Source organism: Microbacterium protaetiae, assembly GCF_004135285.1.
GTDB classification, from domain to species: Bacteria; Actinomycetota; Actinomycetes; order Actinomycetales; family Microbacteriaceae; genus Microbacterium; species Microbacterium protaetiae.
The window spans coordinates 3,146,215-3,160,225 of record NZ_CP035494.1 but is presented as its reverse complement, the minus strand read 5'-3'; the positions used below and the strand labels follow the sequence as shown (position 1 = coordinate 3,160,225).

Annotated in this window: 14 protein-coding genes and 1 pseudogene; 2 read left to right on the top strand and 13 right to left on the bottom strand. The window is 67.7% G+C overall.

All coding sequences use genetic code 11. From position 1 onward, the window contains the following. Positions 1-53: 53 nt before the first annotated feature. The 8 genes and pseudogenes from ET475_RS14640 to otsA form a co-directional block, all read right to left on the bottom strand. On the bottom strand, positions 54-422 hold the full coding sequence (locus ET475_RS14640; RefSeq protein ID WP_242497657.1) for a hypothetical protein: 369 nt from the start codon (positions 420-422) through the stop codon (positions 54-56). An 11-nt stretch (positions 423-433) separates the two neighbouring features. Then, positions 434-958, bottom strand: a complete 525-nt coding sequence (locus ET475_RS14635) for a DNA polymerase III subunit gamma/tau (RefSeq protein WP_129391869.1) — start codon at positions 956-958, stop codon at positions 434-436. Between the two features lie 75 nt (positions 959-1,033). Next, positions 1,034-2,068 (bottom strand): annotated as a pseudogene (ilvC, locus tag ET475_RS14630) (ketol-acid reductoisomerase); the annotation flags it as partial. 31 nt (positions 2,069-2,099) lie between these two features. Beyond that, positions 2,100-2,609, bottom strand: a complete 510-nt coding sequence (gene ilvN, locus ET475_RS14625; protein ID WP_129391863.1) for an acetolactate synthase small subunit — start codon at positions 2,607-2,609, stop codon at positions 2,100-2,102. Between the two features lie 12 nt (positions 2,610-2,621). Further along, positions 2,622-4,424 (bottom strand): acetolactate synthase large subunit, encoded by a 1,803-nt coding sequence (locus tag ET475_RS14620; RefSeq protein WP_129391860.1) that lies wholly within the window; start codon positions 4,422-4,424, stop codon positions 2,622-2,624. Positions 4,425-4,469: 45 nt separating this feature from the next. Continuing rightward, positions 4,470-6,170, bottom strand: coding sequence for a dihydroxy-acid dehydratase (gene ilvD / locus ET475_RS14615; protein WP_129391857.1), 1,701 nt, complete (start codon positions 6,168-6,170; stop codon positions 4,470-4,472). Then, positions 6,163-6,966, bottom strand: coding sequence for a trehalose-phosphatase (gene otsB / locus ET475_RS14610; RefSeq protein ID WP_129391854.1), 804 nt, complete (start codon positions 6,964-6,966; stop codon positions 6,163-6,165). The genes ilvD and otsB overlap by 8 nt, the downstream gene beginning before the upstream one ends. Then, entirely contained in the window at positions 6,963-8,369 is a 1,407-nt protein-coding gene (gene otsA, locus ET475_RS14605) for an alpha,alpha-trehalose-phosphate synthase (UDP-forming) (RefSeq protein WP_129391851.1), read from the bottom strand. Before otsA ends, otsB begins: the two co-directional genes overlap by 4 nt. 97 nt (positions 8,370-8,466) lie before the next feature. Between otsA and ET475_RS14600 the strand changes: the two genes are divergently transcribed. Further along, entirely contained in the window at positions 8,467-8,721 is a 255-nt protein-coding gene (locus ET475_RS14600) for a hypothetical protein (protein WP_129391847.1), read from the top strand. A 6-nt stretch (positions 8,722-8,727) separates the two neighbouring features. Here the strand turns inward: ET475_RS14600 and ET475_RS14595 are convergent, their stop codons facing one another. Genes ET475_RS14595 through ET475_RS14585 form a run of 3 tightly spaced genes read right to left on the bottom strand, consistent with a single transcriptional unit; the run spans position 8,728 to position 11,355 of the window. Then, positions 8,728-9,912 (bottom strand): acetyl-CoA C-acetyltransferase, encoded by a 1,185-nt coding sequence (locus ET475_RS14595; protein ID WP_129391844.1) that lies wholly within the window; start codon positions 9,910-9,912, stop codon positions 8,728-8,730. Beyond that, positions 9,909-10,574 carry a CoA transferase subunit B gene (locus ET475_RS14590; RefSeq protein ID WP_207205362.1) on the bottom strand — a complete coding sequence of 222 codons (666 nt, stop codon included), beginning with the start codon at positions 10,572-10,574 and terminating at the stop codon, positions 9,909-9,911. Before ET475_RS14590 ends, ET475_RS14595 begins: the two co-directional genes overlap by 4 nt. 1 nt (position 10,575) lies before the next feature. Beyond that, complete coding sequence (locus ET475_RS14585) at positions 10,576-11,355, bottom strand: CoA transferase subunit A (protein ID WP_129394019.1); 780 nt, start codon at positions 11,353-11,355, stop codon at positions 10,576-10,578. Between the two features lie 115 nt (positions 11,356-11,470). Between ET475_RS14585 and ET475_RS14580 the strand changes: the two genes are divergently transcribed. Continuing rightward, the gene (locus tag ET475_RS14580) at positions 11,471-12,256 is read left to right on the top strand and encodes an IclR family transcriptional regulator (protein WP_129391841.1); all 786 of its coding nucleotides are present in this window, start codon (positions 11,471-11,473) and stop codon (positions 12,254-12,256) included. On the opposite strand, the gene ET475_RS14575 is transcribed toward ET475_RS14580, so the two are convergent. Together ET475_RS14575 and ET475_RS14570 are read right to left on the bottom strand one after the other, a co-directional pair. Then, positions 12,225-13,136: an alpha/beta hydrolase gene (locus tag ET475_RS14575; protein ID WP_129391838.1), complete on the bottom strand. Its 912-nt coding sequence runs from the start codon at positions 13,134-13,136 to the stop codon at positions 12,225-12,227. The genes ET475_RS14580 and ET475_RS14575 overlap by 32 nt on opposite strands. Further along, entirely contained in the window at positions 13,133-13,885 is a 753-nt protein-coding gene (locus ET475_RS14570; RefSeq protein WP_129391835.1) for a 3-hydroxybutyrate dehydrogenase, read from the bottom strand. Before ET475_RS14570 ends, ET475_RS14575 begins: the two co-directional genes overlap by 4 nt. Positions 13,886-14,011 lie beyond the last annotated feature (126 nt).

The window sequence follows — 14,011 nt, the reverse complement described above, 5'->3', positions numbered from 1 at the left end:
GATGATGACGGAGATGCCGCGCCGCACGCCTTCGGGGCGAGACGCTGAACAGCCTACCGTGCTCGCATGCGCGCTCCCGACAGTGTGACGCGTCCCGCCCCCACGAGGCCGGCCCCACCCACGAGCGAGTAGGCGATCACATTCAGCCAGAACACCGCCACGAGTCCGAGTCCGCACAGCATCACCAGCGCCAGCGCGAGCGGAGTGCGCCGCAGCCCGAGCGCCAACGCCGCCGCGAACACGACGATCGGGAACACGGCGGCGAACAGCAGCAGCGCCCACCCTGCGCCGTTGAGCCCCAGCGGCCCGGTGGCCTGCGCGATGAGGAATGCGACGGCGTTCCATACGGCGTACGCGTAGAACAAGCCGAAGCCGCCCGCGATGACGGCCACGACCCATGTCGGCATCTGCCTCGTGCTCACCGCTCCCCCGCTCATTGGCCCATCCCGCCCAGCAGTGCGAACGGCCACGGCACCAGAAGCACCGCCCCGACGATCAGCCACGTGAAGCGCAGCCAGGTTCGGGTGCGGCGTGTCAACCACAGCGTCGTGCCGAACCAGATGACCGGAGCCAACGCCGCCAGCCAGACCGCTGGAACGGATGCCGCAGGGCTGACCAGGTAGGTCGCCACACCCTGCAGCCGCAGACCGCCGATGATCCATCCGATCGTGAACAGCAGATACACACCGCCCAGAACTCCCAGTCCGATGAGAGCGGCGTTGCCCAGTGCAGCGGACCCCGCCTCGTCGACAGCGTCAACGGCGTCATCGACAGGGGCGATACCCGCCGCAGATGAGGCGTCGGATGCGGCATCCTGTGTCTGATCGTCCGTCGAGGTCACCCGTTCCGCGCCCTTGCCCTTGGCGACCCAGCCGGCCGGCAGCACCGTCTGCGGCTCGTCGTCGCCGTCCCAGCGCAGGGCGTCGTCGTCGTCGGGCGTGTGGGGGTCGGGTGCCATGCGGCAAAGTCTAAGACACCCACCGCATCGCGAAGGGCCGGAGGATCGCTCCCCCGGCCCTTCTCTCACGTGGACTCAGCGTGCGGCCGAGCCGTCGGTGTAGTCCTCGTCCTGCTGCTTCCAGGCGAACAGCGCCCGCAGTTCGCGGCCGACGGCCTCGATGGGGTGCTGCTCCTCCTTGGCACGCAGCTGCGTGAACTCGGGAGCACCGGCATCCTGATCGTCGATGAACCGCTGCGCGAAGGCACCCGACTGGATGTCGGAGAGCACGGCCTTCATGTTCTCCTTCACGTGCGGGTCGATCACGCGCGGGCCCGAGACGTAGTCGCCGTACTCGGCGGTGTCGGAGATCGACCAGCGCTGCTTGGCGATGCCGCCCTCCCACATCAGGTCGACGATGAGCTTGAGCTCGTGCAGAACCTCGAAGTAGGCGATCTGCGGCTGGTAGCCGGCTTCGACCAGCGTCTCGAAGCCGTACTGCACGAGGTGCGACATACCGCCGCACAGCACAGCCTGCTCACCGAACAGATCGGTCTCGGTCTCTTCGGTGAACGTGGTCTTGATGCCGCCGGCGCGCAGGCCGCCGATCGCCTTGGCGTACGACCACGCGGTGTCCCACGCGGTGCCGGATGCATCGACCTCGACAGCGGCGATGATCGGCACGCCGCGGCCTGCCTCGTACTCGCGGCGCACGGTGTGTCCGGGCCCCTTGGGCGCGACCATGATGACGTCGACGCCCTCGGGCGCCTGGATGTAGCCGAATCGGATGTTGAACCCGTGCGCGAACAGCAGTGTCTTGCCGGCCGTCAGGTGGTCCTTGATCGAGTCGGCGTAGATGCCGCGCTGGTGCTGGTCGGGCGCGAGGATCACGATGACGTCGGCCCAGTCGGCCGCCTCGGCGACCGTCTTGACCTCGAAACCGGCATCCTGCGCCTTCTGGATCGACTTCGAGCCGTCCTTGAGCGCGATGACGACCTCGACGCCCGAGTCGCGCAGGTTCAGCGCGTGTGCGTGGCCCTGGGAGCCGTAGCCGACGATCGCGACCTTCTTGCCCTGAATGATGGACAGGTCGGCGTCGGCGTCGTGGAAGATCTCAGTTGTCACTTCGTCTTTCTCCTTCTTTGTGGTCTGTGAGTGGGAATCAGCCGCGCAAGACGCGTTCGGTGATGCTCTTGCCGCCCCGGCCGATGGCGACCAGGCCCGACTGGGCGAGCTCTTTCACACCGAACGGCTCGACCGCGCGCAGGAAGGCGTCGACCTTGCCCTGGTCGCCGGTGATCTCGATCACCACAGCGTCGGGGGCGTAATCCACGACCGAGGCGCGGAAGAGACTCACCACCTCGAGCACGTTCGAGCGGATGGCGTTGTCGGCGCGCACCTTGACGAGCATGTGCTCGCGCTGCACCGAAGCGGCATAGTCGAGCTCGACGATCTTGATGACGTTCACGAGCTTGTTCAGCTGCTTTGTCACCTGTTCGAGCGGCTGCTCATCGACGTCGACCACCACCGTGATCCGGGACAGGCCGGGAACCTCGGTGACGCCCACGGCGAGTGAGGCGATGTTGAAGCCGCGACGGGCGAACAGCCCCGCGACACGGGTCAGCAGACCGGGCTTGTCCTCGACGAGGAGGCTCAGCACGTGGTTGGGCATGTCGGTTCCTCCTCAGTCTTCCGACTCGAACGCGGGGGCGTGATCGCGGGCGTACTGCACATAGCTGTTGCTCACGCCCTGCGGCACCATGGGCCACACCATCGCATCGGCGCTGACGACGAAGTCGATGACCACGGGGCGGTCATTGGTCTCCAGTGCCTGTGTGATGGCGGCATCCACGTCTTCTTCCTTCTCCACGCGCAGGGCCAGACACCCGTATGCCTCGGCCAGCTTGACGAAGTCGGGAACATGGATGGAGCCGTGCCCGGTGTTCAGGTCGGTGTGCGAATGACGCCCGTCGTAGAACAGCGTCTGCCACTGGCGCACCATCCCCAGCGACGAGTTGTTGATGATCGCGACCTTGATCGGAATGTTGTTGATGACACAGGTCGCAAGCTCCTGATTGGTCATCTGGAAGCATCCGTCACCGTCGATCGACCACACGACGCGATCGGGCTGGCCCACCTTTGCACCCATCGCCGCGGGCACCGAGTAGCCCATCGTGCCCGCTCCCCCGGAGTTCAGCCAGGCGTTCGGGCGCTCGTACTTGATGAACTGGGCGGCCCACATCTGGTGTTGGCCCACGCCGGCGACATACACCGCTTCGGGACCGGTGAGCTCGCCGATGCGCTGGATCACATGCTGCGGCGAGAGCAGTCCGTCGCTGGTCGGGGCGAACCCGAGCGGGAACTGATCGCGCAGACCGTCAAGGTAGGACCACCACTCCTCGATGTCGGGCTGTGCGCCGGCGATGCGCCCGCGGAAGGCGACGTCGAGGTCGACGAGCACGTCCTTCAGGTCGCCCACGATCGGCACATCGGCGGTGCGGATCTTCGAAATCTCGGCCGGGTCGATGTCGACGTGCACGACCTTCGCGTTCGGTGCGAACAGCGCGGCCTTTCCGGTGACGCGGTCGTCGAACCGGGCCCCCAGCGCCACGACGAGGTCGGACTCCTGCAGAGCGAGCACTGCCGGCACGGTTCCGTGCATTCCGGGCATGCCCAGGTGCTGTGTGTGCGAGTCGGGGAAGGCGCCGCGGGCCATCAGCGTGGTCACCACGGGCGCGCCGGTGGACTCGGCCAGGGTGAGCAGTTCGTGGGCTGCTCCCGCCCGCACGACACCGCCCCCCACGTACAGTACCGGCTTGCTCGACTCGGCCAGCAGCCGGGCTGCGGCCTGGATCTGCTTGCCGTGCGCCTTGGTCACCGGGCGGTAGCCGGGCAGGTCGACCTTGGGCGGCCAGACGAACGGCGCCTCGGCCTGCTGGGCGTCCTTGGTGATGTCCACCAGCACCGGGCCGGGGCGTCCGGTCGAGGCGATCTCGTATGCCGCCGCTATCGCGCCGGGGATGTCTTCGGCCCGCTTGACCAGAAAAGAGTGCTTCGTGATCGGCATCGTGATGCCGACGATGTCTGCCTCCTGGAAGGCATCGGTTCCCATCAGCGTGCTGAACACCTGTCCGGTGATGGCCAGCATCGGCACCGAGTCCATGTAGGCATCGGCGATCGCCGTGACCAGGTTCGTCGCCCCGGGACCCGAGGTCGCGATGGCGACCCCCACCTTGCCCGATGCCGACGCGTAGCCTTCGGCCGCGTGACCGGCGCCCTGCTCGTGGCGCACCAGGATGTGCCGGATCTCGGACGTGTCCATGAGCGGGTCGTAGACCGGAAGGATAGCGCCGCCGGGAAGGCCGAAGACGTCGGTGACGCCAAGCATCTCAAGGGAACGGACGACCGCCTGTGCGCCCGTGAGCACGGGCGCCGAGGCGGTGCGGGCGGGTGGCCGGGGAACGGCCGCAGCGGTGTCTGTGGGCATGGTGGATCTTCCTTGCATCGGATGGAGTGGAATGACGACAGCGGCCTAGCTCGTCACCGCGCCTTGCGCGGCGGAATGCACGAGCTTCGAGTACTTGGCCAGAACGCCTCGGGTGTAGCGCGGGGGAAGCGGCTCCCAGCCAGACCGGCGGGAACTCAGCTCGGTCTCGTCGACGAGTAGGTCGAGAGTGCGAGCCGCGATATCGACCCGTATCAGATCACCATCGCGCACGAAGGCGATCGGACCTGCGTCCACCGCCTCGGGTGCTATATGGCCGATGCACAGGCCGGTTGTGCCGCCGGAGAATCGACCGTCTGTCAAGAGTAATACATCCTTGCCGAGCCCCGCGCCCTTGATGGCCGCGGTGATGGCCAGCATCTCGCGCATGCCCGGTCCGCCCTTGGGGCCCTCATAGCGGATCACCACGACGTCGCCGGCGCTGATCTGCCCCGCCTCCAGCGCGTCCATGGCGGCGCGCTCACGCTCGAACACGCGGGCCGGTCCCTCGAAGACCGCCGCATCGAACCCCGCCGTCTTCACGACGGCCCCTTCCGGGGCGAACGAGCCGTGCAGAATCGTCAGTCCGCCGGTCGCGTGGATCGGGTCGTCGAAGGTGTGGATCACGGTGCCGTCGACCGGGTCCGGTGACAGCGCCTCGAGGTTCTCGGCCAGCGTCTTTCCGGTCACCGTCAAGGCGTCGCCGTGCAGCAGACCCTCATCGAGCATGGCCTTCATGATGACCGGGATGCCGCCGTGCTTGTCGACGTCGTTCATCACGAACTGCCCGTAAGGCTTCATGTCGGCGACGTGCGGGACCTTGTCGCCGATGCGGTTGAAGTCGTGCAGGGTCAGATCGACATCGGCCTCATGCGCGATGGCCAGCAGGTGCAGCACCACGTTCGTCGACCCGCCGAGTGCCATCGCCAGGGCGACCGCATTCTCGAACGCTTCGATGGTGAGGATGTCGCGGGTCGTGATGCCCTGTCGCAGAAGTTCGACAACCGCCTCACCGGAGCGGTGCGCGAACTGGTCACGTCGCCGGTCCGCCGACGGCGGCGCCGCCGAGCCGGGAAGGCTCAGCCCCAGCGCCTCGGCGACGGAGGCCATGGTGTTGGCGGTGTACATGCCTCCGCACGCGCCCTCGCCGGGCGCGAAAGAGCACTCGATGCGCTTGAGGTCCGCCTCGCTCATCCGACCCGCCATGCACGCGCCCACGCCCTCGAAGGAGTCGATGATCGTGATCTCCTTCTCGGTGCCGTCGGAGAGTTTGACCCAACCGGGGGCGATGGATCCGGCGTAGAGGAACACGCTGGACAGATCAAGTCGCGCCGAGGCCATCAGCATGCCCGGAATCGACTTGTCGCATCCGGCCAGCAGCACGGTGCCGTCCAGCCGCTCGGCCATGACCACCGTCTCGACGGAGTCGGCGATGACCTCGCGACTCACCAGCGAGAAGTGCATGCCCTCGTGTCCCATCGAGATGCCGTCCGAGACTGAGATGGTGCCGAACTGCAGGGGGTATCCTCCGCCGGCGTGCACGCCTTCTTTGGCTCCCTGCGCAAGCCGGTCCAGGCTCAGGTTGCACGGGGTGATCTCGTTCCAGCTGGACGCGATGCCGATCTGGGGCTTGTCCCAATCGTCATCGCCCATGCCGACCCCACGCAGCATTCCCCGCGACGTCGTCGCTTCGATGCCGTCGGTGACGGCACGGCTGCGAGGCTTGATATCGATCTCTGCCTCAGACATGCTCGCAGTCTATTCCGCCCCGCTCACCCCGCCGGGCCGCCAGCTCGCTGAGCAGTGCGGCGAACTGCGGAATGTCGTCGACCACGACCGTCGCCGCCGTCGACGAGTCGGCACCGATGTGCACGCCGAGGTCATCGTCGGCCAGGCTGCGCAGCGCATCTTCGTCGGTCACATCATCGCCGGCGAACAGCACCGCGTCGGCGTGCGTGAGCTCGCGCAGATGTGCGACGGCGCTGTCTTTGCCCTCATCGCGGAATGCATACTCGACGATGTTGTGGCCGGTGCGCCGACGCCAGTGCGGCGCACCGATGCGCACGAGAGCGTCGACGGCATCGTTGGCCATCTGGCCGTCGGTCTGCGCCGCCTTGCGGGTGTGCACGCCGAAGCCGAAGGTCTTCGGTTCGATCCAGACCCCGGGGAGCGCTCGCACGGCCTGCTCGGCCTCGGCGCGCAGATGATCACGCAGCACGATGTCGGCCGGATCCTCGTCGGGCTCAGCGGCGCCGCCGTCGGGCGTCCAGTACTCCGCCCCGTGTGAGCCGGCCAGCAGAATCGGCGAGTCGTCGCGGTGCTCGGCGATCACGCGCAGGTCGGCCAGGCTGCGCCCCGACACCAGCGCCACCCACGTGCAGGGCAGGGCGCTCAAGGTGTCGAGGGCATACCGTGCGGCCGGCAGCATCCGTGCGTCCATCGGCTCGTCTTCGAGGGGAGACAGGGTCCCGTCGAAATCGAGAGCGAGCAGCAGCCGTCGTGCCGCGGCCAGCCGCGTGAGGGCGTGCTCGGTGTTCGCCGTCACGATGCCGCGGCCTTTCCGGCGTGTGCCAGCGCATCGAGGAAGTCTCTGGACCACGCCTGCACGTCGTGCTCCTGCACCTTTTTGCGCATGGCGCGCATGCGCCGGCTCTGCTCGGCCGAGGGCATGTCGACGGCGCGCATGATCGCGTCTTTGAGGCCTTCGATGTCGTGCGGATTCACCCGGATCGCCGTGCCGAGCTCGTCGGCCGCGCCGGTGAATTCGCTCAACAGCAGCACGCCACGGTTGTCGGTGCGACAGGCCACGTACTCCTTCGCGACGAGGTTCATCCCGTCGCGCAGGGCCGTGACCAGCATCACATCGGCGGCCAGGTACAGCGCCACCATCTCTTCACGGGGAAACGCCTGGTGCAGGTAGCGGATGGCCGTGTGCTCCATCGTGTCGTACGTGCCGTTGACCCGGCCCACCATCAGCTCGATCTCGTCACGCAGCTGCACATATGCCGCCACGCGCTCTCGGCTCGGACTGGCCACCTGCACGAGCGTTGCCCGCTCGACGTCGAGACGATCTTCGCTGAGCAGTTCACCGAACGCCTTCATGCGGTGCCGAATGCCCTTGGTGTAATCGAGCCGGTCCACGCCCAGAAGGATCTTCTCCGGGTTGCCGAGCTCTTCACGGATCTCGCGGGCGCGGGCCTTGATGTCTTCGCGCTGCGCCAACTCGACATACGAGGCCGCATCGATCGAGATGGGGAACGCCTTGGCCAGAGCGACCCGGCTGGATCCTTCCGCACGTGGAACACGGATGCCGCTGGCCCGGGTCTCATAGCGCAGCTGGCGCCGCACGGCACGGGCGAAGTTGCCGGCGTCGGCCGTGCGCTGAAACCCGATGACGTCGGCTCCGAGAAGCCCTTCGAGAACCTGGCGCCGCCACGGGAGTTGTGAGAACAGCCCGTATGCCGGAAACGGAATGTGATGGAAATAGCCGATCGTGAGATCGGGTCGTCGCTCGCGGATAAGTTGCGGCACCAGCTGCAGCTGGTAGTCCTGCACCCACACTGTCGCATTCTTGGCGGCGACCGCCACCGCGGCATCCGCAAACCGCTTGTTCACCTGCACATACGAGTTCCACCACTCTCGGCGGTAGCGCGGCGCGGCGATGACGTCGTGGTAGAGCGGCCAGATGGTGTCGTTGGAGAAGCCTTCGTAATACTCGGCGACGTCTTGCGCGCTGAGGGTGACCGGAACCAGGCGGACCCCGTCGAAGTCGAACGGCTCGACCTCCATGTCGGCCCGCCCCGGCCAGCCCACCCACGCGCCATCGGCGCGGCGCATCACCGGCTCGAGGGCCGCGACCAGCCCTCCGGGCGAAGGACGCCATCCGCCGTCGTCGTCTCGATCGACGGGGAGACGGTTGGCGACGACGACCAGTTCGGCTCGAGTCATGTCAGGGCCTGCCTTCCATTGCTCCGGTGAGTCTCAGGCTACAGCGGGCGGGATGCCACGCACGGCAGGATGGCCGACGGCGCGCTACCGTGGAACAATGCGCAAGTACCTCTTCGGCACGGGCCTGATCGGCGCCATCACAAGCGGTCTGTCGATGCTCAAGGCCCTTCGCACCGGCGAGCCCTTCACCTGGCGCGCCGCCCTCGCGTGGCTGAGCTGGGGCATCACCGCGGCTCTCGCGATCGGCGCCGTGGTGGACATCCGCCGCGCGAGCACCGGGCATCTCGCCCCCGAGGACTCACCCGTGGCCGGTCATGAGAAGAAGTATCTGAAGCAACGACTCGAGCGCTGAGACGCGTCACCGCGTGAGGATGAGCGCGTCGCCCTGTCCCCCGCCTCCGCACAGAGCCACCGCCGCCGTGCCGCTGCCTCGCCGGATCAGCTCGTGCACCATGTGCACGACCAGGCGGTTTCCGCTGGCGCCGATCGGGTGACCGATCGCGATGCCGCCGCCGTGGATGTTCACGATGTCGTCACTGAGCCCCAGCTCGCGTTGCGAGCGGGCCACGACCGCCCCGAACGCCTCGTTGATCTCGACGACGTCGAGATCGGCGACCGTGATGCCCTGCTTGTCGAGGGCCTTCGCGATGGCGCGCGCCGGCTGCTCGTGCAGCGAGTTGTCGGGGCCGGCGACCTGCCCGTTCGCCCCGACCACCGCCAGCACGTCCCATCCCTGCGCATCGGCATGAGAGCGGGTGGTGAGGACGACGGCGGATGCCCCGTCGGAGATCTGCGACGAATTGCCTGCCGTGATGGACCCACCCTCGACAAAGGCCGGTCGCAGCGTGGCCAGCGACGCGATGGTGGTCTCAGGACGAATCCCCTCGTCGCGGTCGGCGAGGATCGGCTCGCCCCGGCGCTGTGGAATGGAAACCGGCACGATCTCAGCGTCGAACACTCCTGCATCCCACGCAGCCGCAGCGCGCTGATGTGAGCGGGCGGCCACGGCATCCTGGTCCTCGCGGGTCACCGCGAACGTCGCGTTCAACCGGTCGGTCGAAGCCCCCATGCTCTCGTGGTCGTAAGCGTCGGTCAGACCGTCGTACGCCATGTGGTCGAGCACTTCCACCGTGCCGTACGACCAGCCGTCGCGTGAGCCCATCAGAAGGTGCGGGGAGCGGGTCATCGATTCCATGCCCGCCGCCACCACGACCGTCGCGTCGCCCAGCCGCAGCATCCGCGCCCCGTCGATGATCGCGGTCAGCCCCGAAAGGCAGACCTTGTTCACCGAGCCCGCGTGCACGGTCCACGGAATACCGGCGCCCACCGCCGCCTGCCGGGCCGGATTCTGGCCGGCTCCCGCGGGCAGCACCTGCCCGACGAGTACCGCGTCGACGGCGTCGGCGGGTATTGCGCCCTTCTCGAGCGCGCCGGCGATCGCGGCACTGCCCAGCTGCACGGCCGTCAGCGGTGCCAGCTGGCCCTTCAGCCGCCCCTGGGGTGTGCGTGCTGCCGCGACGATCACGACATCATCGGTGTTCATGGTTTCTCCTCGCCTGCTTCTGAGAGTGCTGCCGAGATTTTCAGGGGAGGCTCGGTGGCCGCCACCACCTCGTCCACGGTCACCCCCGGGGCGAGCTCAACGAGCTCCAGTCCCTGCTCGGTCACGTCGATGACGGCCAGGTCGGTGATGATCCGGTCGACGACGCCCCGGCCGGTCAGCGGCAGCGAGCATTCGTCGACGATCTTCGGCGAACCGTCTTTGGCGACATGCTCCATGAGGATGATCAGCCGCCCGGCACCGTGGACGAGATCCATTGCACCGCCGGGGCCCTTGACCATCTTGCCGGGGATCATCCAGTTGGCCAGGTCGCCGCCTTTCGAGACCTGCATCGCCCCGAGAATGGCGGCGTCGATCTTGCCGCCGCGGATCATTCCGAAGCTGGTGGCCGAGTCGAAGAACGACGCACCGGGCAAGAGCGTCACGGTCTCTTTGCCCGCGTTGATCAGGTCGGGGTCGACGTTCTCCTCGGTCGGGTACGGTCCCACCCCGAGAATGCCGTTCTCGGACTGCAGCACGAGAGTGACACCCTCGGGCACATAGTTGGGCACGAGTGTGGGCAGTCCGATGCCCAGGTTCACGTACGCGCCGTCGGGCAGTTCACGCGCCGCGCGCGCGGCCATCTGCTGTCGTGTCAGGCCCATCTCATGCTCCTTCCGCGGGCGCCGCCACGGTGCGGCGCTCGATGCGCTTCTCGATCCCGGTGCCCACTTCCACGATGCGGTGCACGTAGATGCCTGGCAGGTGCACAGCATCGGGGTCGATCTCGCCCGGTTCGACGAGCTCTTCAACCTGGGCGACGCACACGCGACCGCTCATCGCGGCGAGCGGATTGAAGTTGCGGGCGGCCTTGTTGAACACGAGGTTGCCGTGTCGGTCGCCTCGCCGCGCGTGTACCAGTGCGTAGTCGGCCACGATGCCCTCCTCGAGCACGTATTCGCGTTCGCGACCGCCGATCGTGAAGGTGCGGGTCTCTTTGACAGGAGATGCCACGGCGATGCCGCCGTGGCCGTCGTAGCGGCGCGGCAGCCCACCCTCGGCAACCTGGGTGCCCACCCCGGTCGGGGTGAAGAAGGCGGCGATGCCCGCTCCCCCGGCGCGCAGTTTTTCGGCGAGCGTGCCCTGCGGGGTCAGTTCGAGCTCGAGGTCCCCCTCGAGAAACTGGCGCTCGAACTCCTTGTTCTCGCCGACGTATGACGAGGTCATCTTGCGGATGCGGCGCTCGTTCAGCAGAAGTCCGAGCCCCCAGTCATCAACGCCGCAGTTGTTCGAGATCACCGACAGATCGGTCGTCCCCTGTGCCAGCAGCGCTTCGATCAGCGCCATCGGGTTGCCGCTGAGGCCGAACCCGCCGACGGCGATCGACGCGCCGTCGGGGATGTCTGCGACGGCGTGTGCCGCGCTTGCCACCTGCTTGTCGATCAACACGGACCTCCTCGTCGTGATGCGCGTGCCGCGCACCTCCATCGTCTCGCTGTGCGGCATCCAGCGCACTACCGGGTCTTGCGATATGGATCACCGTGCGTCTAACGTCCATATCATGGACACACACGCGGTCGTACCCGGCGCCCAGGCGGTCTCCCGCGCGGCCGCACTGTTGCGGCTGGTCACTGCCGCCGGCGACGCGGGCGTAGGCACCGCCGCGCTTGCGCGCCAGTCTGATCTCACGCGTCCGACCACACACCGCCTGCTGGCCGCTCTGCGGCACGAAGGCCTGGTCGACCAAGACGAACACAGCGGTGCGTGGATGCCGGGGCCCGAGCTGTTCCTGATGGGCAATGTGGCCGCTGCCCGCTATGACATCACCGAGATCGCGCGCGACATCGTGCGTTCGCTGTCGGTGCGCACCGAAGAGAGCGCCTTCCTCTCGGTCCGGCGGGGAGATGAGACCGTGTGCCTGGTCAACGAGGAAGGCAGCTTTCCCATCCGCTCGTTCGTGCTGCACGAAGGATCGCGCTTTCCCCTGGGCGTCGCCTCCGCCGGCCTGGCGATCCTCGCGTTCCAAGAGCCCCACGATGTGGACGCCTACTTCGAGAGACATCCCGATCTCGCGCAGCGCTTCGGACCGGCGCATGATGAAGCCCGCCTGCGCACGCGTCTGCGTGAGACGACCGAGCGCGGCTACTCACTCAATCCCGGCCTGATCGTCGAGGGCAGCTATGGCATCGGCGCAGCGGTGTTCACTCGTGACGGGCATCCGCAATGGGCGCTGAGCCTGAACGGCGTAGAGTTCAGGTTCGGACCCGACCGCCTGCCCGAGCTGGGGCGCACGCTGCTCGCGCACGCCCACCAGCTCACGACCCGGATCGCGGCGGCGCGGCGCTGACGGCCGCGGCGATCTCGGGCGCGATGGCCTGCGCCCCGTCGGGCGACATCACTATCGTGTAGTGATTGAAGCCCTCGATACGACGATGCGCCAGAGCCGGGTTGTCGGCGAGAAGCCGATCGAGGTACGCCGGTGCATACAGCCCGGGCGGCTCGTCTTGCAGGCCGCGCGGCACGGTGAACAGACGGGCGGGATGCCGCATCCGCGCGAGCGCGTCGGGAACCGCCGTCCCCGTGTTCATGTCGACAGTGTCGTCGACCACGGTGGCGTACGCGGTCGCGGGGCGCAGTGCCCCCTGGCCATCGTCGACAAGATCGTAGGCCAGGTACGCCTCGAGCTGGCTCGTCCAGGCGGTGCGGAACGCCGGATGGGCGCGCCAGAAGTCGAGGTATTCATCGGTCGAGGCGAACCTCATTCCGAGGCGCTCGGCGGTGGGCCCGAGCACAAGACGGATCGCCGTGTCGGGGTCGAGTCCCGGCGGCACGTCCAGCGGGAGTCCCCCGTCCACAAGCACGAGCGAGGCCACACGGTCGGGGTACCGGTCGGCCAGCACGACCGAGACGAACGCGCCCATCGAGTGTCCGACGACGACCACGCGGTCGATATCCAGCGCATCCAGGACCGCGACCATGTCGGCGGCGTGCGCCACCATGCCGGCCGGGCCGGCCAGTGTGTTGCTGCGACCGCGCCCGCGCAGGTCGGGGGCCACGAGCCGCAGGTGCGGCAGTCGGTCAGCGACGAACGGCCACGCGAGATGCGAAGAGGTGACGCCGTGGATGAGGAGGGCTGTCGGAGCATCGGGCGTGTCTGCCTCCGAGACGCCGACATGCAGCATCCCGCCGTCGACGGGCACGTCGAGCTCATGATGTGCGCGGCTCATCGTGCGGTCCAGCCGCCGTCGATGGTGTACGACGCGCCCGTGGTCATCCCCGAGTGCGGGCCGACGAGCCAGCCTGCGAGCGATGCCACCTCTTCGGGCTCGACCAGGCGCTTGACGGCCGTCTCGGTGAGCATGATCTTCTCCACCACCTCGGATTCGGGAATGCCGTGCACCGCGGCCTGGTCGACGATCTGCTTCTGCACCAGCGGCGTGCGGACATAGGCGGGATTTATGCAGTTGCTCGTGACACCGTGCTCGGCGCCCTCCAGCGCGGTGACCTTCGACAGCCCCTCGAGCGCATGCTTGGCGGTCACGTACGCCACTTTGAACGCGCTGGCGCGCAGCCCGTGCGCGCTGGAGATGTTCACGACGCGCCCCCAGCCGCGCTCGTACATGCCCGGCAGCGCGGCGCGGATCAGCAGAAAGGGAGCTTCCACCATGAGCCGCTGGATGAGCCGGAACGCCTCGGGGTCGAACTCGGTGATGGGGGCCACTCGCTGAATGCCGGCGTTGTTCACCAGGATGTCGGCGTCCAGCGACAGATCGTCCAGCGCGCGGGTGTCAGAGAGGTCGACCTCCCACGCTTCACCGTCGATGGTGGATGCCACGTCCCGCGCCGCGTCGGCGTCGCGATCTGCGATCACCACGTGGGCGCCCCGCCCGGCCAGTTCGCGCGCGCAGGCCAGGCCGATGCCGCTGGCCCCTCCGGTGACGACGGCACGTTTGCCGTCGAGATCTTGATCTGTCATCGACATCCCTCACCTGCGCCTTCGTCCCGGTTCGTCTCGTCCGGATCGTACGGAGGGTCACACCCTGCCGTCAACGATCAGGTCATATCCCCGCCGAGTGTGATGAGCGGTCCGCGCCTCACCCGT